At 54.9% G+C, this 22,196-nt stretch carries 22 protein-coding genes; 7 read left to right on the top strand and 15 right to left on the bottom strand.

All coding sequences use genetic code 11. The features are described from left to right. Positions 1 to 51 precede the first annotated feature (51 nt). Positions 52 to 1,062, top strand: coding sequence for a LacI family DNA-binding transcriptional regulator (locus tag ACOTZB_RS00730; protein ID WP_421626227.1), 1,011 nt, complete (start codon positions 52 to 54; stop codon positions 1,060 to 1,062). Between the two features lie 34 nt (positions 1,063 to 1,096). Here ACOTZB_RS00730 and ACOTZB_RS00725 read toward each other — a convergent pair whose 3' ends face one another. From ACOTZB_RS00725 to pspA, 15 genes are all read right to left on the bottom strand, one after another. Beyond that, positions 1,097 to 2,011: an OmpG family monomeric porin gene (locus ACOTZB_RS00725; protein WP_421626226.1), complete on the bottom strand. Its 915-nt coding sequence runs from the start codon at positions 2,009 to 2,011 to the stop codon at positions 1,097 to 1,099. A gap of 66 nt (positions 2,012 to 2,077) precedes the next feature. Continuing rightward, positions 2,078 to 3,160 (bottom strand): ABC transporter ATP-binding protein, encoded by a 1,083-nt coding sequence (locus ACOTZB_RS00720; RefSeq protein WP_421626225.1) that lies wholly within the window; start codon positions 3,158 to 3,160, stop codon positions 2,078 to 2,080. 10 nt (positions 3,161 to 3,170) lie between these two features. Continuing rightward, positions 3,171 to 3,839, bottom strand: a complete 669-nt coding sequence (pgmB, locus tag ACOTZB_RS00715; RefSeq protein WP_214575922.1) for a beta-phosphoglucomutase — start codon at positions 3,837 to 3,839, stop codon at positions 3,171 to 3,173. Further along, positions 3,829 to 6,108, bottom strand: a complete 2,280-nt coding sequence (locus tag ACOTZB_RS00710) for a glycoside hydrolase family 65 protein (RefSeq protein WP_421626224.1) — start codon at positions 6,106 to 6,108, stop codon at positions 3,829 to 3,831. Before ACOTZB_RS00710 ends, pgmB begins: the two co-directional genes overlap by 11 nt. Continuing rightward, on the bottom strand, positions 6,102 to 7,160 hold the full coding sequence (locus ACOTZB_RS00705) for a Gfo/Idh/MocA family protein (RefSeq protein ID WP_421626223.1): 1,059 nt from the start codon (positions 7,158 to 7,160) through the stop codon (positions 6,102 to 6,104). The genes ACOTZB_RS00710 and ACOTZB_RS00705 overlap by 7 nt, the downstream gene beginning before the upstream one ends. A gap of 11 nt (positions 7,161 to 7,171) precedes the next feature. After that, on the bottom strand, positions 7,172 to 7,960 hold the full coding sequence (locus tag ACOTZB_RS00700; protein ID WP_421626222.1) for a sugar phosphate isomerase/epimerase family protein: 789 nt from the start codon (positions 7,958 to 7,960) through the stop codon (positions 7,172 to 7,174). A gap of 17 nt (positions 7,961 to 7,977) precedes the next feature. Beyond that, positions 7,978 to 9,030: a zinc-dependent alcohol dehydrogenase gene (locus ACOTZB_RS00695; RefSeq protein WP_193806770.1), complete on the bottom strand. Its 1,053-nt coding sequence runs from the start codon at positions 9,028 to 9,030 to the stop codon at positions 7,978 to 7,980. Positions 9,031 to 9,058: 28 nt separating this feature from the next. Next, the gene (locus tag ACOTZB_RS00690) at positions 9,059 to 9,901 is read right to left on the bottom strand and encodes a carbohydrate ABC transporter permease (protein ID WP_421626221.1); all 843 of its coding nucleotides are present in this window, start codon (positions 9,899 to 9,901) and stop codon (positions 9,059 to 9,061) included. Next, on the bottom strand, positions 9,888 to 10,769 hold the full coding sequence (locus ACOTZB_RS00685; RefSeq protein WP_029740504.1) for a carbohydrate ABC transporter permease: 882 nt from the start codon (positions 10,767 to 10,769) through the stop codon (positions 9,888 to 9,890). The genes ACOTZB_RS00690 and ACOTZB_RS00685 overlap by 14 nt, the downstream gene beginning before the upstream one ends. Before the next feature lie 22 nt (positions 10,770 to 10,791). Further along, positions 10,792 to 12,084 carry an ABC transporter substrate-binding protein gene (locus ACOTZB_RS00680; RefSeq protein ID WP_421626220.1) on the bottom strand — a complete coding sequence of 431 codons (1,293 nt, stop codon included), beginning with the start codon at positions 12,082 to 12,084 and terminating at the stop codon, positions 10,792 to 10,794. 14 nt (positions 12,085 to 12,098) lie between these two features. After that, positions 12,099 to 13,796 (bottom strand): sugar phosphorylase, encoded by a 1,698-nt coding sequence (locus tag ACOTZB_RS00675; protein WP_421626219.1) that lies wholly within the window; start codon positions 13,794 to 13,796, stop codon positions 12,099 to 12,101. Between the two features lie 197 nt (positions 13,797 to 13,993). Further along, on the bottom strand, positions 13,994 to 14,218 hold the full coding sequence (gene pspD, locus ACOTZB_RS00670; RefSeq protein WP_023312043.1) for a phage shock protein PspD: 225 nt from the start codon (positions 14,216 to 14,218) through the stop codon (positions 13,994 to 13,996). Between the two features lie 12 nt (positions 14,219 to 14,230). Further along, a complete protein-coding gene (pspC, locus tag ACOTZB_RS00665) occupies positions 14,231 to 14,590 on the bottom strand; it encodes an envelope stress response membrane protein PspC (RefSeq protein ID WP_023312044.1) in 360 nt (119 codons plus the stop codon). Continuing rightward, positions 14,590 to 14,814 (bottom strand): envelope stress response membrane protein PspB, encoded by a 225-nt coding sequence (gene pspB, locus ACOTZB_RS00660; protein ID WP_023312045.1) that lies wholly within the window; start codon positions 14,812 to 14,814, stop codon positions 14,590 to 14,592. The genes pspC and pspB overlap by 1 nt, the downstream gene beginning before the upstream one ends. Positions 14,815 to 14,863: 49 nt before the next feature. Further along, positions 14,864 to 15,532, bottom strand: a complete 669-nt coding sequence (gene pspA / locus ACOTZB_RS00655; protein WP_029740507.1) for a phage shock protein PspA — start codon at positions 15,530 to 15,532, stop codon at positions 14,864 to 14,866. Positions 15,533 to 15,698: 166 nt separating this feature from the next. Here pspA and pspF point away from each other — a divergent pair, with 166 nt between their 5' ends. From pspF to sapF, 6 genes are all read left to right on the top strand, one after another. After that, a complete protein-coding gene (pspF, locus tag ACOTZB_RS00650) occupies positions 15,699 to 16,676 on the top strand; it encodes a phage shock protein operon transcriptional activator (protein WP_047651101.1) in 978 nt (325 codons plus the stop codon). Positions 16,677 to 16,764: 88 nt separating this feature from the next. Then, on the top strand, positions 16,765 to 18,405 hold the full coding sequence (sapA, locus tag ACOTZB_RS00645) for an ABC transporter substrate-binding protein SapA (protein WP_047651102.1): 1,641 nt from the start codon (positions 16,765 to 16,767) through the stop codon (positions 18,403 to 18,405). Beyond that, positions 18,402 to 19,367 carry a putrescine export ABC transporter permease SapB gene (gene sapB, locus ACOTZB_RS00640; RefSeq protein WP_193806758.1) on the top strand — a complete coding sequence of 322 codons (966 nt, stop codon included), beginning with the start codon at positions 18,402 to 18,404 and terminating at the stop codon, positions 19,365 to 19,367. The genes sapA and sapB overlap by 4 nt, the downstream gene beginning before the upstream one ends. Continuing rightward, entirely contained in the window at positions 19,354 to 20,244 is an 891-nt protein-coding gene (sapC, locus tag ACOTZB_RS00635; RefSeq protein ID WP_032656751.1) for a putrescine export ABC transporter permease SapC, read from the top strand. Before sapB ends, sapC begins: the two co-directional genes overlap by 14 nt. Continuing rightward, on the top strand, positions 20,244 to 21,236 hold the full coding sequence (gene sapD / locus ACOTZB_RS00630) for a putrescine export ABC transporter ATP-binding protein SapD (protein ID WP_421626218.1): 993 nt from the start codon (positions 20,244 to 20,246) through the stop codon (positions 21,234 to 21,236). The genes sapC and sapD overlap by 1 nt, the downstream gene beginning before the upstream one ends. 1 nt (position 21,237) lies before the next feature. After that, positions 21,238 to 22,044, top strand: a complete 807-nt coding sequence (sapF, locus tag ACOTZB_RS00625; RefSeq protein ID WP_023312051.1) for a putrescine export ABC transporter ATP-binding protein SapF — start codon at positions 21,238 to 21,240, stop codon at positions 22,042 to 22,044. Positions 22,045 to 22,196: the final 152 nt, after the last annotated feature.

Genomic DNA, 22,196 nt, shown 5'->3' with positions numbered 1-22,196 from the left:
CTCTCCAGTAAGATGAACGGCATTGCTGTCAGTCCGGAGTGAGTAAGGTGTATGTCACCCACCATCTATGATATCGCACGGGTTGCGGGCGTATCGAAATCAACCGTTTCCCGCGTTCTGAATAAACAAACGAATATTTCTCCCGAAGCGCGTGAAAAAGTGCTGAAGGCGATTGACGAATTAAATTATCAGCCCAACAAACTGGCCCGCGCCCTGACCTCTTCAGGCTTCGATGCCATTATGGTTATTTCGACCCGTTCAACCAAAACCACTGCCGGAAATCCTTTTTTCTCCGATGTCCTGCATGCCATTACGGCAAAAGCGGAAGAAGAAGGATTTGACGTTATTTTACAAACGTCAAAAAGCAGCGAAGACGATCTGCTGAAATGCGTGAATAAAATAAAACAGAAGATGATCAAAGGGATCATTATGCTGAGTTCACCGGCAAATGAATCCTTTTTCACCACGCTGGATGCGTATGGCGTACCGGTAGTAGTTATCGGCAAAGTCGAAGGTGAGTTTCAGAATATTTATTCCGTCGACACGGATAATTTCCATGACAGCGCCACGCTGACCGAAACCTTTATTCAAAACGGACGCCGTAAAATTGCCTGTCTGCATGCCCCGCTTGATTATCATGTTTCGATCGATCGTCTTGCGGGCTATAAAGCCAGTCTGGAAAAGCACCATGTTGCCCTCAACCCGGACTGGATCAGGGATGGCGGTTATACCCATGAGAGTGCGCTTACGGCGGCGCTGGAATTGTTGTCTTCACCCACGCCGCCTGACGCAGTATTCGCTACCGACAGCATGAAGTTACTTAGCCTCTATCGCGCGGCGGATGAGTTGAATCTGATGATCCCGGAGCAGGTGGTCATCGCCGGATACAGTGACCCGATGCTGTCTCTCATTTTAACGCCCGCACCTGGCGGCTTCGATATCCCGACCCGAAAACTGGGCGAAGAGAGCTGCGATCTTCTTTTCAGGCGTATTGCGGGTCAGCCCGCACCGCAAAAAGTTCTCGTTGATACCCACTTTTTACTGGCGGCCTCGCTGCGCTAAAACCAGGGGCTTAGCGCCCCTGGCGTGCCCTCGGTTAGAACGCGTAATTTACCCCAACGCCCGCATAGTGGAAGCGGTCGTTTTTACCCTCGTCATGGTTTTCCCATTCATAGGCGTATTCAAGCGTCATGGATAAACCGTTGTTGAAGTCATAGGCATACTGCATACCCAGGCGGTTGAAATCATGTCCTTCACGCTCAGGATCGTCCTGCCAGTCCCAGTTCGACCAGCGATCGAGCCCCAGCCGGGTATAAGGCGTTAAGGTCGTCTGGCCCAATGAAATAGGCAGGTAGGCGCGAATTTCCTGGGTGGAGAATTCGCCGTTATTACGCGAACCGTTCATATTGAAACCGCGCTCTAAATAGTAATTCACTTTAGCCGCAAAGGTTTCGTTAATGGTCCAGGTAAAGCCCGTTTCGGTTTCAACGCGGCTATCAGAATAACCGGTTTTCTCCAGATCGTTGGCAAACTGATACAGGGCAAACCAGCCGCCAAAGCGCCAGTCATCGGTTAATTTAATATCCCAGTCAGGTTGAACTTTGTAGCGCTGCATATTCGCGCTGCCGTCTCTGGCGCCGTGTTCATCTTTAAAGTGGTAGCCATAATTACGGAAACCACCGGTCAGACCGAAAGTAAAATCATCGGTTCCAATAAAGCGATAGCGTAATTCAAATTCAGGACGGTCGAAATAGGTTCCACGGGTCATACTGCTGTAATCAACCGGCCCCTCCTGATACATCGCCAGCGAAATAGTCCACGCATCCCAGGTTGCATTAAACCACACGGAAGGTTCATATAATCCATCTTTATCGTCGCCCTGCCCCTCAACGTTTTCGATTTCATACATCGCGCCGATATTAAATTCCCACTGTTTCGCTGTTTCTGATGCTTGTGCACAGCTAACCCCTGCGCACAGCACGAGCGCAGCACTTCTTAGTAGAGTACTCATTTAATTTTCCCTTTATAAGTAACAAACAAAAAAACCGGAAATTTGCATTTCCGGCGAACACCTTTCTTATCTAATAGCCGCTTCGGTTTCAGCGTCGAAGAAATGGCACTTGTTCATATCGAACTGGATGTCGATATTATCCCCAGAGGCATAATCATTCGCCGCGCCAGCGCGCACAACCAGCTCATGGCCGCCAACGGTGGCGTAAAGCATGAACTCCGCGCCGGTCAGTTCGGCTACACTGACTTTCGCCGCGATATTCTCACCTCGACTCTGCAGCGTGAGAATATCTTCCGGGCGGATCCCAAAGACCACGGCTTTGCGCTGATACTCTGCGGCATTCAGTGAAGCGAGCTTGTCCTCCGGGATCGCCAGACGCAGCGTTTCCGTAACAAAATAGCGATCGTCGATAGCGCCGCGAATAAAGTTCATAGCTGGCGATCCAATAAATCCTGCAACAAACATGTTTGCCGGTTCGTTGTACACCTGCTTCGGTGCACCGACCTGCTGAATAATGCCGTCTTTTAAGATCACGATGCGGGTCGCCATGGTCATGGCTTCCGTCTGATCGTGGGTCACGTAAATCATGGTGGTGTTAAGTTTCTGGTGCAGCTTGCTGATTTCAGCCCGCATCTGCACGCGAAGCTTGGCATCGAGGTTAGAGAGCGGTTCATCCATCAGGAACACGCCCGCCTCGCGCACGATCGCCCTGCCCAACGCCACGCGCTGACGCTGGCCGCCGGACAGCGCGCCGGGTTTGCGCTTGAGATACTCGCGTAATCCGAGGATCTGTGCCGCCCAGTTAACGCGTTCGTCGATAACAGCAGGCGCAATTTTTTGCATCTTCAGGCCAAACGCCATGTTGTCGTAGACCGTCATATGCGGATAAAGCGCATAGTTCTGGAAGACCATCGCAATATCGCGAGACTTGGCGGGCACGTCATTCATGCATACCCCGTCAATAATCAGTTCACCGGCGCTGATCTCCTCCAGACCGGCAATCATTCGCAGCGTGGTGGATTTACCGCAGCCCGAAGGCCCGACGAAGACGATGAACTCCTTGTCTTCGATTTCGAGATTGAAATCCTTAACCACGTGGACCTGGTTATCATAGATTTTCTGAATGTGTTTCAGAGACAGTTGAGCCATTGTTAATTCCTTAGCAATACGTCCGGGATGCCCAAAACTCGGTCAGGCATTTCCAGGTCAGTTCCCGCGTTGAATGAAGTTGTAAACCCGCATGGTTCAGGCCACATCCAATCCCAACCGATAGCATTCCCGCCGCGTTGATCGCCTCAACGCCCGCAGGTGCATCTTCGATACCTATAGCCGCGTCAGGACGCACATTCAGGCCTGCACAGGCGGCAAGGAAGATCTCCGGGTCTGGCTTTGAGCGACAAATACGGGAAGCATCGGCGCAAAAATCGAAGGCCTGATGAATGCCCAGCGCGTGCAGGATCCCCGGGGCATTCAGGGAAACGGAGGCGAGCCCAATTTTGACCTTCGCCGCACGGATATCCGCCAGCACGTCGCGAATACCGGGAAGCAGTGAATCCTCCGTCAGCGACGCCAGAGACTGGACATAGAGCGCGTTTTTCTTGGTCGCCAGCGCGAGGCGCTGCTCATCGCTAAACGTCCCCTCTTTCCCGCCATGCTTCAGGATGCGCTGAAGGGAATCCATGCGGCTAATGCCCTTCAGCTGTTCGTTAAACGCTTCGTCGAAGGTGATGCCGATTTCATCCGCCACTGCACGCCAGGCCAGAAAATGGAGGTGTGCGGTATCGGTGATCACACCGTCCAGATCGAATACAACAGCCTTAAGCGTCATGGCGCCCCTCCGTGGTAGCGGTCCCATTAACAGGTGCAACAAAATCCTTATAAGCGCAAACTGTCCGCCCCGAAACGTGTAGCGTCTTGCCCCACAGCGTCAGCGCGGCAGGTGCCGAAGCTTCAATGGTTAACACTTCGTTTTCATAGTTGAAGTGCAGCGTTGCGTTCCGCCAGCGCAGCGGGAAGGCAAGTTTTTGCCAGTGGGCCGGCAACGTGGGCGAAAGATGCAACTCCCCATCCACTATCTGCATACCGGCAAAGCCCTGAATAACGCCGGACCAGATGGCCCCCGTGGCCGCGGCATGAATCCCGTCATCACAGCTGTGCGGGTCGTCCCCAAGGTCAATGGCAACGCCATCACGCCAGAAGGCGTAGGCACCTTCGGTGTCACCACAGCGGGCAGTCACAATGCCGTGAATGGCCTTGCTCAGCGAAGAGTCATGGATCGTGCGGGGCTCGTAGAACGCCAGATTGGCGGCACACTGCTGCGGGGTAAACCGCTCCGGCAACAGGTAGGTAAGCATCACCACATCAGCCTGCTTAAGGATCTGCATATCGTTGACTTCCGCGCGGGAATAATCGAGCAGAATGGTCTGCTTCCCTGCTTTTGCTTTATAGCGGCTGAGATCAATGGCGGGTTTGGCCATGAAGGTATCATCCTGCGGGATCACACCGTCTGAATTGGCCTCCGGCAGCCATAAGCGCGTCAGGAACCGTGTCGCTTTCTGCGTAAAACCTTTATCCTCGCGCCCAAACATCGTCATAAACTGGCGAGCGCAGGCAACGTTGTGCCAGGCCAGATAGTTGGTATAAGCGTTGTTGTTCACATGCTCGGTATATTCGTCCGGTCCGATGACGTCATGGATTTCGAGGCGACCATTGATTTCCGTTGCGCGGCCCATCCAGAACGCGGCGGTTTCCACCAGCAGCGTCAGACCTTCATTTCGCATAAAGGTCTCATCGTGCGTCGCCTGCCAGTAAGCGACGACTGCCCAGGCAATGTCCGCCACGATGTGGTGTTCCGCCAGCGCGGAGGCCACCTTCTGGCGCGTGCCGGTTCGGATGTTGATAGCCGCGAACTCCGGCGTCTCTTCCAGGCCGCTGGCGGCGCTTTCCCATGGGAACAACGCGCCGGGCCAGCCGTTGCGACGGGCTTTTTCCCGCGCCCCGGCCAGGTTGAGCCAACGATAGCGCAGCAGGCAACGGGCGATTTGGGGCCGCGTGAAGAGATGGAAAGGCAGCAGGAAAATTTCGGTATCCCAGAAGACGTGGCCTTTATACCCCTCTCCCGTCAGCCCTTTGGCGGCGATACTGCTTCGCTCATCATGGGCTGGCGTCATGGTCGTCAAATGCCAGACGGCGTAATCCAGCGCCATCTGATCCTGATGTTCCGTAGAGTCCACCTCCACCCGAGCGTTACGCCAGACCTCTTGCCAGGCACACGCCGAACTCTCCAGCAAGGCGTCGTAGCCTCTTGCCGCACAGACCTTAAGATCGGACAGCGCGTTGCGGGCGAAAGACGCCTGCGACAGTGCTTTATCACTGCGATGTGCCACCCAGACGATCTTCTCCAGCGTGACAGTGTCACCCTTCGCAACATTCAGCGAATGATGTACGCTGAGACGACGATTTTTGGCGGTGAAACAGCTGTCGCTCTCCGCTGAGAGCTGACAATACGCTGAAACAATAATCTCAGACGCGCGGTCCTGCGTTTCATACACGCCCTGCATATATTGCTGGTCGAACACTCTGACCGACATTTCATCCAGATGCTGTCTGCCGCTGTTCGTTTGCGTTGCATCTATGCCGGTTTTCAGCACGGCCTGCGTGGCGGCATCGAGCGGTGTAATCGAAAGCTGCATGGCCACTAAGGACAACTGATCCAGCGACACAAAACGACGGCTCTCCAGACGATAGCGTTTCCCGTCAGGCGAGCGCCAGACGACGCTGCGACGAAGCTCTCCATTAGCAAACGCCAGCTCGCGCTGCCACTCGAGGATTTTACCTGACAGGAGCGTGAAATTGACGCCATCCAGCTCAACATCAATACCGATGATATCCGGCAGATTGATCAGCTCAGTGGTCTCGTTGCGACCGGCACGATGATAGAGACCCGCAAGATACATGCCTCTGATTTGCTGGGTGTAATCTTCTTCGTGCGCAGCGCGGATCCCCATGTAGCCATTACCGCAGGCCATGATGGAGGCGTATTTATTCAGGCTGTGTGGACTAAAGCCCGGGTCGGTTAATACAGACACGTTTAGCATAACGTCACGCTTTCCCCGGTTTCTGCTGATTCATACAGCGCGGCGACAAGCTGCTGGATAACCAGCCCCTGCTCCGCATCAGCGATCATGACGGGCTCTCCCCGCACGTGCCGCACAAAGGCATCCATACTGCGCATATGACGCCGATCGTCAGCTTCCTCACGCTGCGTGAGGGTAACTAAAGTACCGGCTTCGTCGTTGTAGATGTGCGCCGGGAACAGCATGGCGCCTGCCTTTTCACCGCAAAATGCGACGTTCATGATGGATTGTTCGCGGATATTGAGCGCAAACGACGTGTCCAGACGCAGAATGCCGCCGTTGCAAAATTCAATGGTGCCAAACAGGGCATCTTCAACGGTAAACTGCGTAGGATCCCACTCGCCAAACTGGCCGCTGCATTTACGGTTCCCCAGCCTCTGGAAGCTGTGTGCCGTCACCCGTTTTACCGCCGGGAACCCCAGCACGTACATCGCGGCATCGAGCATATGGATGCCGATATCAATCAGCGGCCCACCGCCCTGAAGCGTTTTGTTGGTAAAGACGCCCCAGCCGGGAACCCCGCAGCGGCGTAGCGCCTGCGCCGTGGTGTAATAAATTTCGCCCAGTTCCCCCTTTATCACAGCTTCACGCAGCAGTTGCGTATCAAGAGCAAAACGATGATGAAAATCATACGCCAACACTTTTCCTGCCTTGCGCGCGGCCATGCGCATCCGGTCGGCCTCCTGCGGCGTCATGGCAGGCGGTTTTTCACACATCACGTGGCAGCCTGCTTCCAGCGCTGCCGTGACGTGCCCGAAATGGAACCGGTTAGGCGAACAGACGCTCACCACATCCGGCTTAACCGCCTCGAGCATCTCTCGCGCATCCTGCCATGCCGAGGAAATACCATGAAGTTCCGCAAACGCCCGAGCCTGTTCAGGATGGCTGTCCATGACAGCCACCATCTGAACATCACTGCGCGTGGCGTAATACGAGGCATGCACTTTATCCGCGACCTGCCCGGCGCCAATGATGGCGACGCGCAGAGGCGAAGGTGTAGAAGCACTCATCACGCTCGTCATCCTTAGCATTTACGCAAGTAAGTGAGCGAGTCCCGGTATGCCTTAGCCGGATCCTCGGCGCGAACACGGCACTCATACACCACGTAACCCCGGTAGTTATCCGCACGCAGCCGATCGAAAAGGCTGGCAAAATCGAGGCTGCCGCTGCCCGGCTGGTAGCGGTGGTTATCTGCGATGTGCACATGGCCAAGCAGATCGCGGTGCTGATGCAGCGCATCCGTCAGCGAATCTTCTTCAATGTTCATATGATAGAAATCGCCGATGATCTGCACGTGCTTCAGGCCGTTCTCTTCGATATAGCGACGCGCGTCAGCCAGGGTGTTGATCATGTGATCCTGATAGCGGTTCAGCGGCTCCAGGTAGACGGTTGTTCCGGTGCGCGCCGCCACCTCATCCAGCCAGCGCAGGGAGGCGCTTACGGCTTTGCGGTCACCGTCCAGGCTGCGTGGGGAGGTCATTGGCGGCAGACGGAAGGTAAACATTCCCCAGGCAGCAGGCACGATAATGCCCTTGCCGTCCACTTCAGCCAGCGCTTCCAGGATACGTTCAATCTGCTTTAACCCGTTCAGACGACGTTCTTCGATGAAGTCGCCGATCCAGCCATCGTATCCGCCGCAAGCGGTCGTAACCGGCAGACCGGTGGCCTTAATCGCCGCTTTTACCTCGGCGAGGTTTTCCACCAGCAGCTTGCCGTCAATTTCATAACCATCAAAACCCATCGCTTTGATGTACTGGAATTTCTCCATGATATTGACCGGAAAAAAGGCCTGATTTTGTGTTGCGATTTTCATGTTTTGCTTTCCTTAGCTTAAAAAGTGACGCCCATTTTGATGCTCAGTTCCGGATGCTGATCGACATACTTCATGTAGCTTTCCGGGCTGGTGGTAAAGGTGACGACCGGGTCGATGAGATCTTCACAATTCAGATAGCCGTTCATCAGCAGTTCCCAGCATGTCTCTTCAATACGTTTGCGGTTCCAGCGCGGGTAATCCGGGTTGGGTTCGCTGCAGGCACGGGAGAAGACAATCTTCGCGTTATTGAAATGCGCCTCGCGGCCAAGGTTAAAACCTTCCGCGAACGGTTTCGCGAAGGCTACGTAGGAGATGGTGCCGCCATAGGCCAGCCCGCGCAGCGCGGACTGCAGCGCATCTGCAAAGCCGCTGGTTTCGATGATCACATCCGCGCCCTGCTTCCCGGTCAGCTTTTTGATTTCCAGACCGACATCGGTGCCGATTGGGTTCAGACAGTGGTCTGCCCCATGACGACGGGCGATGTCACAGCGGTGTTCGATAGGGTCGACGCCGATGACAATTGACGCACCGGCTTTTTTGGCCAGCTGGATCGCAATCTGCCCAATCGCACCCAGCCCCACCACAACCACAAAATCGCCGACCCGCACGTTGGCATCACGCACGCCGCTCATGGCGAACTGCGCCGGATCGTAGCAAACGGCGTTTTTCCAGGAGGCACCCTGCGGCATTTTGCGCAGCTTGTAGTTGTTCACCGCGTTAACGATCACCGTTTCCTGCAGCGGTGCGTAGCAGCAGACGCTGTCGCCGATCTGGTATTCAGTGACGTCTGCACCACATTCAATAACGTCGCCAACCACCATATTGCCCAGCTGGAACTTACCGAATTCGATCCCGCGGGCCGTCCCCTCTTCACGCGGGGTAAACATCTGCCACTCCGCGTTGAACTCCTCATCGATAAACGGACTGGCGGCGCGGAAGTCCACCACTTCGGTGCCGTGCTTCGGCGCGCCAAAGCGGGCGCGAATTTTCACTTCATGGACGGCAACCGGACGATCTTCATATTCCACAAGCGCCGCTACACGAGGCGCTGTCGCAACTAATTTTTTCATGACTGACTCCTTGTTAAAATTGGCCGCCTCAGCCCTTCACGCCGCCGGCGGTCAAACCACTTTTAATAAAACGTTCAGACAGGGCGTACATGATGACCACCGGAAGCGCCGTCACCAGCGATGCCGCCATCATGCGACCCCAGATATAATCTGGCGTGCTAAAGAGCGTGTTCAGCCCGACCGGCAAGGTGAAATGGCTGGCGCTGGACAGGAAAATGGACGCAAACAGGTAGTCGTTCCACGCCACCATGAAGCAGTAGACAAACACCGATACGAGCCCGGAAATCGCCAGCGGCACGGTGATGCGGAAGATGATTTGCAGGCAGTTAAGGCCGTCCATCATCGCGGCTTCTTCGATTTCGTCCGGGATGGTGTCGAAATAGCTGCGCAGCATGAACACCGCAGTCGGTAACGTCTGCGTCACCATGGTGATAATTAGCGCCAGCTCGGTGTCGTAGATCCCAAGGGCAGTGATGATTTTGAACAGCGGCACCACCAGCAATATTCCGGAGAACATGTAGACGGTGTAAAAACTCGCATTGATCGTCGTGCGGCCCTTAAAACGCAGTTTGGACAGGGCGTAAGCCCCCAGCGTGCCGAGAAATACGGCAATCACCGAGGAGGTCAGCGACACCACCATGCTGTTTTTGAAATAGTCCACGAACGGGAAAATCAGCGGGTTAAAGATGTCGACGTAATGCTGCAGCGTCCACGCCTGCGGCAAAATGGTCGGATTCAGCGATATGGCCTCTTTCGCGCTCTTAAACGACGTCATTAGCATCACGAAGAACGGGAACAGCGTGATGACCAGGAATACCGCCAGACCGAGATAAAAACCAATACGGCTCAGTACGCGTTTATTTGTTGCCATTGAGGTTTACCCTTTTTCTGGTCAGCAGAATCACCGCGAAGATGATCACGAACAGCACAACGGATATCGCCGCAGCCTTACCCAAATCGTTGAAAGCGAATGCCGTTTTGTAGAGGTAGACGCCCAAAATATCGACCTTGGTCGTCAACAGGTAGACATCCGCAAACATGTAGAACATCCAGATAGTGCGGAGCGTCACCACCGTTGCCAGCACTGGCATAATCGCGGGCAGCGTAACGATTCGAAAACGCTGCCAGGCATTCGCGCCGTCCATTTCCGCCGCTTCATACAGCGACTTATCAATGGTCTGCAAAATCGCGAGGAACGAAATGAACGCGTACGGGAAGTAGCGCCAGATGGCGAACAACACCACCAGCACAAAGCTGCTGCCAGGATTGTCGAACCACAGGGGTGCCTGGTCATACAGATGCAGCAGGTCAACGCCCAGATAGTTCACAATGCCGTAGCCGTTGTTGAACATGTATTTCCATGCAAACACCAGCGAAATGGACGGGGTGACGTAGGACAAAATCACCAGTGAACGTGCCGTTTTCCGCAGACGGAATTCACGGTTAAAGAAGATCGCAACCGCCAGCCCCAACCCCGTGCTGCCGATCACCACCAGCGCGGTGTACCAGAACGTCATCCACAGCGAGTGCCAGAACGCAGCATCCCCCAGGATGCGGATGTAGTTATCCAGCCCGACGAACACCGCATCAATACGCGGGTTGAGCGGCAGACGTAAGAAACTGATTTCAATATTGGAAATCATTGGCCAGGCCACCAGGCCCCCCAGCAAGATCAGGCTGGGGGCCAACAGCAGCATGGCGAAAGGCATATCTGAACGACCAGAAAACAACGTCTTCATAATTTCCTTCCGCAGAGCGCTCCTATCGTTGTGAAATCAGATCGGTCAGACGCTTCTGGCTGTTACTAAGCGTGTTGCTGAGATCTTTTTTCCCCACCGTGACGTTATGCACCATGGAACTGATGATGCCGGACCCGGTAACATCGCCCATGCGCGTGAAGTTTTTGTCCCCCACCGCACCAAACACCTGCACATTCGGGAACTGCGCAATCAGTTCGTAAGGCAGTTGTCCAAACGCTTTAATCACATCGTTGTTTTTCCAGGTATCGGTACCCACCACCAGCTTGTTCACCGGCAGTGCCGCGCCGGGCGACATCATGACCCAGTCGGTTGCGTTTTGAGCCTGCTCCATCCAGGTCACAAACTTTTCAGCCGCCTGCGTCTCATCTTCGGTTTGACCGGTGGTAATCGTCAGCGACGTGACCATGCCGTAAACAGCAGATGAGGTTTCTGTTGGGACGACGAAGCCCAGGTTGGCAGGGTTTCCGTCCTGGAATACCGCCGGCAGGATGTAGGTGGAGTAAACCGCCATCGGCGCAGAACCGTTCATGAAGGCATCTTTGATCTCCATGACGTCGTTTGAACCCGGCATGGTGGTCGCGGCCAGATCTTTATAAAACGCCAGGGCTTTTGCCATTTCAGGGGTATCGATGTCGACGTTCCCTTTGGCATCAAAAACGTTCGCGCCGCCGGAAAGCGCAAACTGGGAGAATGCCTGCTCCGTCATCACGCTTTCGGCGGTGGGCAGCGCAATGCCGTAATGTTTTTTAGCCGGGTCGTTGAGCCTCTGGCTGGCTTTCAGCAGCTGTTCCCAGTTATGCGGCTCCTGGATACCCGCCGCAGCCAGCGCATCTTTGTGATACCAGACGCCGGATAGCCAGGCGCTGACTGGCACTCCCGTCCAGGCAGAACCATCTTCCGTACGAACAACACGCAAAATGCCGTCATAGAAGGTGTCCTCGCCTACCGCTTTAATGGCTTCGCCGATAGCTTTGCGATCCAGCAGTTGTTCCTTGTCCATAACTTTCGCGTAGTCATGGCTGACCTCAATCACCTCTGGCAGCGCGCCCGTTCTGGCGAGCGTAATGACCTTGGTGTTGTAGGCATCCTCTTCGACCGGCACCTGTTTCACCGTGATGCCGGGGTTCTCTTTCTCGAACTTTTCGATAAGCTTCGTTATAACCGCCTGGCGCTCCTGCTCGACTGACGAGTGCATAAACTCAATAGTGACAGCAGTCTTTTTGTCGTCCTTGCACCCTGATAACAAGGCGCACGAAACCAGTGCTGATATCAGCACAATTCTGGGCATTTTCATTTTTAAGGTCCTTTTTAGTTTTCTTTAATCCACAACACCTGCCATGGATATAGGATCAGCGTTTTATCCGTAATATCTTTCCCGGAAATCAACTCCGTTCCGGAATGAATATCGGATTCCACCGTTTGAATGCCGCCACTGAAATTAAACAGCGCCGTTACTTTCTCACCACAATCCGCCACGCGAACGATTTTTAAAACATGTTCACCTGACGCACTGAAATAAGCCTCGCTGTCAGGATGGAAAGCCTTTTCCGCCCGACGCAGCGCAATTAACTGGCTTAACGAGCGATAGACCTGAGAGCGCAGGCTATTTTTATCTTCAAGCAGGCTATCAATTTTCCCTGCCGTATATTTCTCACGATTAATCGCACGGTTGTATCCCTGACGTTCAACACCTGCATAATCATTACGCGAGCCGAGAATGCTCTGGATATAAACCGCGGGCACGCCGGGGAAGCTTAAAAGGACGGCATGCGCCAGAATAAACCGGGCAATCCGTTGGCTATCAAGACTGTCACGCGGACTTAAAGCATCCAGATAGGTCACATTAATTTCATAAGGGCTGCGTGTGCCATCCGGGTTATTTTTCCAGTTAACCAACGCGCCTTCAGCCTGAAGTTTTTCCACAAGCGAGAGGATTTCCGACTCGGGTAAAATTCCGCGTAACGGATTCAGACCAATCCCGTCATGCGAGGCCAGGAAGTTAAACCAGGTGGTTTTCGTGGAAGGCAACGTCAGCGACGCTGCCCACTGACTCAGCGTCCGGACGTCCTGAGAATGTACCGCATGCAGCACCAGCGGAGGCAATGAGAACTGATACACCATCTGCGCTTCATTTTCGCCGTCACCAAAGTAAGCAACGTTATCTTTATGCGGAACGTTCGTCTCGGTAATAATCACCGTTCCCGGGGCGACAGCCTCGGTAATGGCGCGGAAAAGCTGGATGAGCTGATGGGTTTTCTCAAGGTGGATGCAGCTTGTTCCGGGTAGTTTCCACATGAATCCCACCGCATCCAGACGAATGTATCGCGCCCCTTCAATCAGGTAATGCAGCAGCACGTCGACCATCGCGATCAGCACCTGCGGAGAGGCGAAATTGAGATCGACCTGGTCCTCGCTGAAGGTGGTCCACAGGTGTCGCACGCTGCCATCATGCAGCGTGAAAGGCGTAAGAAGCGGTAAGGCACGCGGACGCGTCACCGCGGATAAGTCTGTTTCAGGATCGACAGAAATAAAGAAATCTTCATATCCTGGCATTTGCTTCAGGTAATTAGCGAACCATTTGCTTTTGGCCGACATATGGTTACATACGAAATCAAACATTAAACTGGCTGACTGTTTTAATTCGGCAACGTCTCGCCACGTTCCGGTTTCCGGTGCAACCTCGTGATAATCGATAACAGAAAATCCGTCGTCCGAAGACCATGGATAAAAAGGCAAGAGATGGACATGAGAAAAAGAATGAGAAAGCCACCTGTTATAAAAACGTGTAAAAACCGGTAGCGCCTTCCCCCCTTTCACTGAAAACTGATCGGCATAGGTAATCAGGACAACGTCTTTTTCATCCCAACCCGTTTTACGTTTTTCCGTAATAACAGAAGCGGCATTTCCAATATTTTCCAGCAGCACATTAAGATGGGCGTCAGAAAACGTTTCCCCGTAAACAAGATTAATGAGTTCTTTAATTTTTGGATTCATTTCATTTTCCATGGTAGCGGTCCCACGAAGTTGCAATCTACTCCCATGAAAAATATCTGTCAACGGACCAGAAAGGAGAAAAAGGTGATTGCAAAGCAGCTCAGCGCAATATTGTGAGCTGCCGCAAAGAAAGAACGGGGAAAAGAGGAAATGCGGTTAACCGTCGCCAGTCCCTCCCCCGTCAGGGAAAGGGCTAACGCCAGCAGGAATTATTGGGATAAGTAGCGGCGAGAAAGCCGTTTTGCCACCTTTTGCAACAGCGGTTCGAGCGCCACGGCCAGCACCATTCTGACCGGCTTGCGGGCAACGGATTTAATTGCCCAACCCGCCACACCTGCCGGGCCGAACCGTAACGCGGTCAGCAGGACCAGTTTACCTGCGATTTTCAGGCCGGGTTTTACCTTCTGACCGGCCTGTTGCCAGTGTTGTTTCATCTCATCTCTCTCTTAAAGCTGACGAAAGCGACTTCTCAGCGTAAAGGTATCCGACGTGACATAGCGTTCCATTTCCCGTAGCCGCTTCTCACCGGCGGCGAGTTGCTCATCAACGGCATTGAGAAGATCGCTGCTGGTCGGGGCTCCCTCCGCAGCCAGTTCTCCTTCCGGCATCGGGTCAAGAACAAACGACAGGACGATGTATGCCACCAGGGTAATAAACGCCAGGCCAAAGAAGATCGATAGCACCGCGACCACGCGGACCAGTTTGACCGGGACATCAAGATAGTGAGCCAGCCCGGCGCAAACGCCGCGTACCATGCCCTGCTGTGGAATTCGCCACAACTTTTTGTTCAGATTTAGTCCAGACATTAACGGTCCCTCCAGTTTGGATGCTCAGCATCCAGGATGGCTTCCAGCGCCTGAATGCGTTCGCGCATTTTGTTCGCCTCGTCGGAGAGCTGCACCAGACGCTGTTGTTCACTCTGGGAGAGTTCGCCCCGAGAAGAACGGTTGCTGTAGTGCAGCCATAGCCAAATCGGCAAAACGAACAGCACGAAAATTGTCAGGGGAATGGCCAGAAAAAGCGCGCTCATGTGTACTCCTTGTCTTATGAGGCGGCACGCTCAGGTGCCGCAGGAATTATTATTGGTTGTCTTGCTTCATTTTGGCTTTCAGTGCCGCCAGCTGTTCGCTGATTTCATCATCAGCCTTCAGATCGGCAAACTGTTGATCCAGCGACTTCTGCTTGCCGATGCCGTGGCTTTCAGCTTCCGCTTCCATGTGGTCGATACGACGTTCAAACGATTCAAAACGCGCCATCGCTTCATCAAGCTTACCGCTGTCCAGCTGACGACGCACGTCGCGGGAGGAGCTTGCCGCCTGGTGACGCAGGGTCAGCGCCTGCTGACGCGCGCGGGTTTCGCTCAGTTTGTTTTCAAGCTCACCAATCTCTTTCTTCATACGGGTGAGCGTGTCGTCCACCAGCGTCACTTCATGCTCGAGCGTCGCGACCATATCGGCCAGCTTCTGTTTTTCGATCAGCGCCGCACGGGCCAGATCCTCTTTGTCTTTACGCAGCGCCAGTTCCGCTTTTTCCTGCCATTCGTTCAGCTGTGCGGTTGCCTGTTCAATACGACGCGTAAGCTGTTTTTTCTCCGCCAGCGCGCGGGCGGAGGTTGAACGCACTTCAACCAGCGTGTCTTCCATCTCCTGAATCATCAGACGTACCAGCTTCTGCGGATCTTCCGCTTTCTCAAGCAGTGAGTTGATGTTGGCGTTCACGATGTCGGCAAAACGAGAAAAAATACCCATAATCAAATCCTCATAGTTCTGTTATCGGGCTATGCCCTGCTGTACAGATAATACAAACATCATGCCAGGTTTTTATCTTATTGATTTCACTGAGTCTGATTGATTTTTACGCAGTGAAGAACTATTCTTCCCTGGTGAATATCGCTAAGGAGTGGTTAATTTCATCATGCCCGGATACAAAGACAATTTACTCGGCGAAGCAAACAGCTTTCTCGAAGTGCTGGAACAGGTCTCTCGACTGGCGCCGCTCAATAAACCGGTGCTGATCATCGGTGAACGCGGAACGGGGAAAGAGCTGATAGCCAACCGTCTGCATTACCTCTCCGGGCGCTGGGACGGCCCCTTCATTTCCCTTAACTGCGCGGCGCTGAATGAAAACCTGCTCGACACCGAGCTCTTCGGCCATGAAGCGGGCGCGTTTACCGGTGCCCAGAAACGCCATCCCGGACGCTTTGAGCGCGCCGACGGCGGTACGCTTTTTCTGGATGAACTGGCCACCGCGCCCATGCTGGTGCAGGAAAAACTGCTGCGCGTGATTGAGTACGGCGAGCTGGAGCGCGTCGGCGGTAGCCAGCCGCTGCAGGTTAACGTGCGCCTGGTGTGCGCCACTAACGCCAACCTGCCGGAGATGGTGGCGGAGGAGAAATTCCGTGCCGACCTGCTTGACCGCCTGGCCTTTGACGTCGTTCAGCTTCCTCCCCTGCGCGAGCGCAGAAGCGACATCATGCTGCTGGCAGACCAGTTTGCGATTCAGATGTGCCGCGAGCTCGGCCTGCCGCTGTTCCCCGGCTTCAGCGATTATGCGCAGGAGACGCTGCTGGCTTACCACTGGCCGGGAAATATCCGCGAACTGAAAAACGTCGTGGAGCGTTCCGTCTATCGCCACGGCAGCAGCGAGACGGAGCTGGACAATATCATTATCGATCCATTTCAGCGCAGCGCAGCTCCACTGTCCGCACCAGCGTCTTCAGGCGATGTTCCTACTCTCCCCCTTGATTTACGCCAGTTTCAAAACGATCAGGAGAAACAGCTGCTGGAGCAAAGCCTGAAGACGGCGAAATATAATCAGAAACGGGCGGCTGAACTGCTTGGTCTGACCTACCATCAATTGAGGGCATTGCTCAAAAAGCATCAAATGCGCTGACAATATCAGCACTTACCTGCAGACATTTTTACGAAGCAGGCGTAAGTGCGATACACTTTGCAGATCGAACCTAAAAACCTTAAAAATTATGCGTCTGGTTTTATCGTCCTTTTTTGCACTCGGTCTGTTTAGCAGCCAGGCCTTTGCCGCGCCCGGGCAAACTCTCCAGCCTGACATTCGTGACAGCGGCTTTGTCTATTGCGTAAGCGGCCAGGTGGACACCTTCAACCCGCAAAAAGCGGGCAGCGGCCTGATCGTGGATACCCTGGCCGCACAGCTTTACGACCGTCTGCTTGATGTTGACCCATACACCTACCGTCTGGTGCCTGAGCTTGCGGAAAGCTGGGAAGTGCTGGATAACGGCGCAACCTACCGTTTTCATCTGCGTGATGACGTCGCGTTTCAGCGCACGCCGTGGTTTACCCCCACGCGCAAGCTGAATGCGGATGACGTGGTCTTTACCTTCCAGCGCATCTTTAACCGCAACCACCCGTGGCATAACGTTAACGGCAGCAACTTCCCCTATTTCGACAGCCTGCAGTTTGCCGACACCGTCAAGAGCGTGCGCAAGCTGGATAACCGGACGGTTGAATTTACGCTGACGCGCCCGGATGCCTCCTTCCTCTGGCACCTGGCAACCCACTATGCGTCGGTCATGTCCGCTGAATACGCGGCGAACCTGACGAAAAAAGATCGTCAGGAGTTACTCGATCGTCAGCCGGTCGGCACCGGTCCGTTCCAGCTGGCCGAATACCGCGCCGGGCAGTATATTCGCCTGCAGCGCCATGAGCATTTCTGGCGCGGTACCCCGCTGATGCCGCAGGTGGTAGTGGATCTCGGCTCTGGCGGGACAGGACGGCTGTCAAAACTGCTCACGGGTGAATGCGACGTGCTCGCCTGGCCCGCGGCCAGCCAGCTCACCATTTTGCGCGACGATCCGCGCCTGCGCCTGACGTTACGCCCCGGAATGAATATCGCTTATCTCGCCTTTAACACGGATAAGCCGCCGTTGAATAACCCTGCCGTACGTCACGCTCTGGCGCTGGCGATTAACAACCAGCGTTTAATGCAGTCGATCTACTACGGCACGGCGGAAACCGCCGCCTCAATTTTACCGCGCGCCTCGTGGGCCTATGACGGTGAAGCTAAAATTACGGAATACAATCCGGCAAAAGCACGTGAACAGCTGAAGGCGCTGGGGGCGGAAAACCTCACGCTGCAGCTTTGGGTCCCAACCAGCTCCCAAGCGTGGAACCCGAGCCCGCTCAAAACCGCCGAACTGCTGCAGGCAGATATGGCGCAGGTGGGCGTCAAAGTGATCATCGTACCGGTTGAGGGCCGTTTCCAGGAGGCGCGCCTGATGGACATGAATCATGATTTAACCCTGACCGGCTGGGCGACCGACAGTAACGATCCGGATAGTTTCTTCCGGCCGCTGCTAAGCTGTGCGGCGATAAATTCGCAGACCAACTACGCCCACTGGTGTAACCGGGAGTTTGACGCCGTGCTGCAAAAAGCGCTGGCTTCCCAACAGCTGGCCTCTCGCATCGACGCCTATGATGAAGCGCAGAAGATCCTTGCCCAGGAACTGCCGGTGCTGCCGCTGGCCTCTTCCCTGCGTCTTCAGGCCTATCGTTATGATATTAAAGGTCTGGTGCTGAGTCCGTTCGGCAACGCCTCGTTCGCAGGCGTGTCGCGAGAAAAAGAACAAGAGGTGAAAAAACCATGATTATTTTTACCTTACGTCGGCTCCTTTTGCTGCTGGTGACGCTCTTTTTCCTGAACTTTGTCGGCTTCAGCCTGAGCTATTTCACGCCCCACGCCCCGCTCCAGGGGTCGTCGCTGTGGGATGCCTGGCTGTTCTGGTTTAACGGGCTGCTGCACTGGGATTTCGGCGTGTCCAGCATTAACGGACAGCTGATTTCCGAGCAGCTGAAAGAGGTTTTCCCGGCCACGATGGAGCTGTGCATTCTGGCCTTCGGCTTTGCCCTGATGGTCGGCATCCCGGTGGGTATGCTGGCCGGGATCTATCGCAACAAATGGCAGGATAAGTTTATCAGCGCCCTTGCCCTGTTCGGCTTCTCCATCCCGGTATTCTGGCTGGCGCTGCTGTTGACGCTGTTCTTCTCGCTGACGATGGGCTGGCTGCCGGTTTCGGGTCGCTTTGACCTGCTCTATACGGTTAAAACGGTGACGGGTTTTGCCATCATTGACGCGTGGCTGTCCGATTCGGTGTGGCGCCATGAGATGATCGTCAGCGCCGTGCGCCATATGGTATTGCCGGTACTGACGCTTGCGGTTGCGCCAACAACCGAAGTGATCCGCCTGATGCGCCTGAGCACCATTGAGGTATTTGACCAGAACTACGTCAAAGCCGCCGCCACGCGCGGGTTGTCACGCCTGACCATACTGCGCCGCAACGTCCTGCACAACGCGCTGCCGCCGGTTATCCCGCGTCTGGGGTTACAGTTTTCCACCATGCTGACGCTGGCCATGATCACCGAGATGGTCTTCAGCTGGCCTGGCCTGGGGCGATGGCTGATTAACGCCATCCGCCAGCAGGACTACGCCGCGATTTCTGCGGGCGTGATGGTAATTGGCTCGCTGGTGATTATTGTTAACGTGTTGTCCGATATTCTGGGTGCCATGGCTAACCCATTGAAGCATAAGGAATGGTATGCCTTACGATAGCGTATACAGTGAAAAGCGCACGCCCGGCGTGCTGCGTACCGTGTGGCGTAAATTCTATGGTGACACCACGGCGATGATCGGCCTTTACGGCTGCGCCGGCCTGGTGTTGCTTTGCGTCTTTGGCTCGTGGTTTGCGCCGTACGGCATCGACCAGCAGTTCCTTGGCTATCAGCTGCTGCCTCCTTCCTGGTCGCGATACGGCGAAGTCTCTTTCTTCCTGGGAACGGACGACCTCGGACGTGACGTGTTGAGCCGCCTGCTGAGCGGTGCAGCCCCGACGGTGGGCGGCGCATTTGTGGTGACGCTCGCGGCTACGATCTGCGGGCTGGCGCTCGGTATTTTTGCGGGATCCACCCATGGCCTGCGTTCGGCGGTCCTTAACCACATTCTGGATACGCTGCTGTCGATTCCATCCCTGCTGCTGGCGATCATCGTTGTTGCCTTTGCCGGTCCGCACCTGTCGCATGCCATGTTCGCCGTCTGGCTGGCTATCCTGCCCCGCATCGTGCGCTCGGTTTACAGCATGGTGCATGATGAACTCGAAAAAGAGTACGTCGTTGCCGCGCGTCTGGACGGCGCGACGACCTTCAACATTCTGTGGTTTGCCGTGCTGCCCAACATCGCCGCCGGGCTGGTCACAGAGATCACCCGCGCCCTGTCAATGGCGATCCTGGACATCGCGGCGCTCGGCTTCCTCGATCTCGGTGCACAGCTGCCGTCGCCCGAATGGGGTGCGATGCTCGGCGACGCGCTGGAGTTAATTTACGTGGCGCCGTGGACGGTCATGCTGCCGGGGGCGGCCATTATGGTGAGCGTGCTGCTTATCAACCTGCTGGGCGACGGTATTCGCCGTGCAATTAACGCGGGGGTGCAATAATGCCGCTTCTTGATATTCGCAACCTCACCATCGAATTCAAAACCGGTGAAGGCTGGGTTAAAGCCGTCGATCGCATCAGTATCACCCTCGCGGAGGGTGAAATTCGCGGGCTGGTGGGGGAATCCGGCTCGGGAAAAAGCCTGATTGCCAAAGCTATATGCGGCGTGGCGAAAGACAACTGGCGCGTGACGGCAGACCGTATGCGTTTTGACGATATCGATCTGCTGCGCCTCTCCCCCCGCGAGCGGCGTAAGCTGGTCGGGCATAACGTCTCGATGATTTTCCAGGAGCCGCAGTCCTGTCTCGATCCGTCCGAACGCGTGGGTAAACAGCTCATGCAGAACATTCCCGGCTGGACCTATAAAGGCCGCTGGTGGCAACGCGTTGGCTGGCGCAAGCGCCGCGCCATCGAGCTTTTACACCGCGTCGGGATCAAAGATCACAAAGATGCGATGCGCAGCTTCCCTTATGAGCTGACCGACGGCGAATGTCAGAAAGTGATGATTGCTATCGCGCTGGCAAATCAGCCGCGCTTGCTGATTGCGGATGAGCCCACCAACGCGATGGAACCCACCACGCAGGCGCAAATTTTCCGCCTGCTGTCGCGTCTCAACCAGAATAACAACACCACCATTTTGCTGATCAGCCATGACCTGCATATGCTCAGCAAATGGGCGGATAAAATTGACGTGATGTACTGCGGACAAACGGTCGAAACCGCGCCGAGTGAAGATCTGATCACCGCGCCGCACCACCCGTATACGCAGGCGCTTATTCGCGCCATTCCAGATTTTGGCAGCGCGATGCCGCATAAGAGTCGCCTGAATACCCTGCCGGGGGCGATTCCGCTGCTGGAATCCCTGCCGATAGGCTGTCGTCTGGGGCCACGGTGCCCCTATGCTCAGCGTAAATGTATCGAGACGCCACGCCTGACCGGGGCCAAAAATCATCTATACGCCTGTCATTTCCCGCTGAACATGGAGAGAGAGTGAAATGGTCGAAACCTTACTGGAAGTCCGCAACCTGAGTAAGACCTTTCGCTACCGCACGGGGCTGTTTCATCGTCAAACTGTCGACGCGGTGAAGCCGCTGAGCTTTACGCTGCGTGAAAAACAGACCCTGGCGATCATCGGCGAGAACGGTTCCGGGAAATCCACCCTGGCGAAAATGCTCGCTGGCATGGTTGAACCGACTGCAGGCGAAGTGCTGATTGACGATCATCCTCTGACGTTTGGCGACTACTCTTTCCGCAGCCAGCGCATCCGCATGATCTTCCAGGATCCGTCTACCTCGCTTAACCCGCGCCAGCGCATTTCTCAGATCCTCGATTTTCCGCTGCGTCTGAACACAGACCTGGAGCCGGAGGCGCGCCGTAAGCGCGTATTTGAAACCCTGCGTATGGTTGGGCTGTTACCGGATCACGAAAGCTACTACCCGCATATGCTGGCCCCCGGCCAGAAACAACGCCTGGGACTGGCGCGCGCGTTGATTTTGCGGCCAAAAGTGATCATTGCGGATGAAGCGCTTGCCTCGCTGGATATGTCGATGCGCTCGCAGCTGATTAACCTGATGCTGGAATTGCAGGAAAAACAGGGGATCTCGTATATCTACGTCACCCAACATCTGGGAATGATGAAGCACATCAGCGATCAGGTGATGGTCATGCACCAGGGTGAAGTGGTCGAGCGCGGCAGTACGGCGGATGTGATGGCCTCCCCGCTGCATGAGCTGACAAAACGGCTGATTGCCGGTCATTTCGGTGAAGCATTGACCGCCGATGCGTGGAGAAAGGACCGCTAAGCGCGACGCTCAACACAAATCACCCCACTAAAATAAGGACTAAATAGCCTGCGTGCGCTATTTAGTCCTTTAATTTTTTCATCTCCATCCCAGCTCCATATTTTAAGCAATATCAATCAACAGTTCTTCTTCAGAATATCCGGACATTACGG

Origin of the sequence: Enterobacter cloacae complex sp. SHL020, from assembly GCF_049236945.1 — a bacterium.
Lineage (GTDB): Bacteria > Pseudomonadota > Gammaproteobacteria > Enterobacterales > Enterobacteriaceae > Enterobacter > Enterobacter dykesii.
This window is presented reverse-complemented; position numbering and strand designations above follow the sequence as displayed.

What these genes read in the sequence shown, in the direction of transcription:
- sapF (WP_023312051.1), top strand. Translation starts at nt 21,238, where the DNA reads ATGGTCGAAACCTTACTGGAAGTCCGCAACCTGAGTAAGACCTTTCGC.
- pspB (WP_023312045.1), bottom strand. Translation starts at nt 14,814, where the DNA reads ATGAGCGCGCTTTTTCTGGCCATTCCCCTGACAATTTTCGTGCTGTTC.
- ACOTZB_RS00725 (WP_421626226.1), bottom strand. Translation starts at nt 2,011, where the DNA reads ATGAGTACTCTACTAAGAAGTGCTGCGCTCGTGCTGTGCGCAGGGGTT.
- ACOTZB_RS00685 (WP_029740504.1), bottom strand. Translation starts at nt 10,769, where the DNA reads ATGAAGACGTTGTTTTCTGGTCGTTCAGATATGCCTTTCGCCATGCTG.
- pspC (WP_023312044.1), bottom strand. Translation starts at nt 14,590, where the DNA reads ATGTCTGGACTAAATCTGAACAAAAAGTTGTGGCGAATTCCACAGCAG.
- ACOTZB_RS00675 (WP_421626219.1), bottom strand. Translation starts at nt 13,796, where the DNA reads ATGGAAAATGAAATGAATCCAAAAATTAAAGAACTCATTAATCTTGTT.
- ACOTZB_RS00730 (WP_421626227.1), top strand. Translation starts at nt 52, where the DNA reads ATGTCACCCACCATCTATGATATCGCACGGGTTGCGGGCGTATCGAAA.
- ACOTZB_RS00700 (WP_421626222.1), bottom strand. Translation starts at nt 7,960, where the DNA reads ATGAAAATCGCAACACAAAATCAGGCCTTTTTTCCGGTCAATATCATG.
- pspA (WP_029740507.1), bottom strand. Translation starts at nt 15,532, where the DNA reads ATGGGTATTTTTTCTCGTTTTGCCGACATCGTGAACGCCAACATCAAC.
- sapB (WP_193806758.1), top strand. Translation starts at nt 18,402, where the DNA reads ATGATTATTTTTACCTTACGTCGGCTCCTTTTGCTGCTGGTGACGCTC.
- ACOTZB_RS00680 (WP_421626220.1), bottom strand. Translation starts at nt 12,084, where the DNA reads ATGAAAATGCCCAGAATTGTGCTGATATCAGCACTGGTTTCGTGCGCC.
- ACOTZB_RS00690 (WP_421626221.1), bottom strand. Translation starts at nt 9,901, where the DNA reads ATGGCAACAAATAAACGCGTACTGAGCCGTATTGGTTTTTATCTCGGT.
- ACOTZB_RS00710 (WP_421626224.1), bottom strand. Translation starts at nt 6,108, where the DNA reads ATGCTAAACGTGTCTGTATTAACCGACCCGGGCTTTAGTCCACACAGC.
- sapD (WP_421626218.1), top strand. Translation starts at nt 20,244, where the DNA reads ATGCCGCTTCTTGATATTCGCAACCTCACCATCGAATTCAAAACCGGT.
- ACOTZB_RS00695 (WP_193806770.1), bottom strand. Translation starts at nt 9,030, where the DNA reads ATGAAAAAATTAGTTGCGACAGCGCCTCGTGTAGCGGCGCTTGTGGAA.
- sapC (WP_032656751.1), top strand. Translation starts at nt 19,354, where the DNA reads ATGCCTTACGATAGCGTATACAGTGAAAAGCGCACGCCCGGCGTGCTG.
- pspF (WP_047651101.1), top strand. Translation starts at nt 15,699, where the DNA reads ATGCCCGGATACAAAGACAATTTACTCGGCGAAGCAAACAGCTTTCTC.
- ACOTZB_RS00720 (WP_421626225.1), bottom strand. Translation starts at nt 3,160, where the DNA reads ATGGCTCAACTGTCTCTGAAACACATTCAGAAAATCTATGATAACCAG.
- sapA (WP_047651102.1), top strand. Translation starts at nt 16,765, where the DNA reads ATGCGTCTGGTTTTATCGTCCTTTTTTGCACTCGGTCTGTTTAGCAGC.
- pgmB (WP_214575922.1), bottom strand. Translation starts at nt 3,839, where the DNA reads ATGACGCTTAAGGCTGTTGTATTCGATCTGGACGGTGTGATCACCGAT.
- pspD (WP_023312043.1), bottom strand. Translation starts at nt 14,218, where the DNA reads ATGAAACAACACTGGCAACAGGCCGGTCAGAAGGTAAAACCCGGCCTG.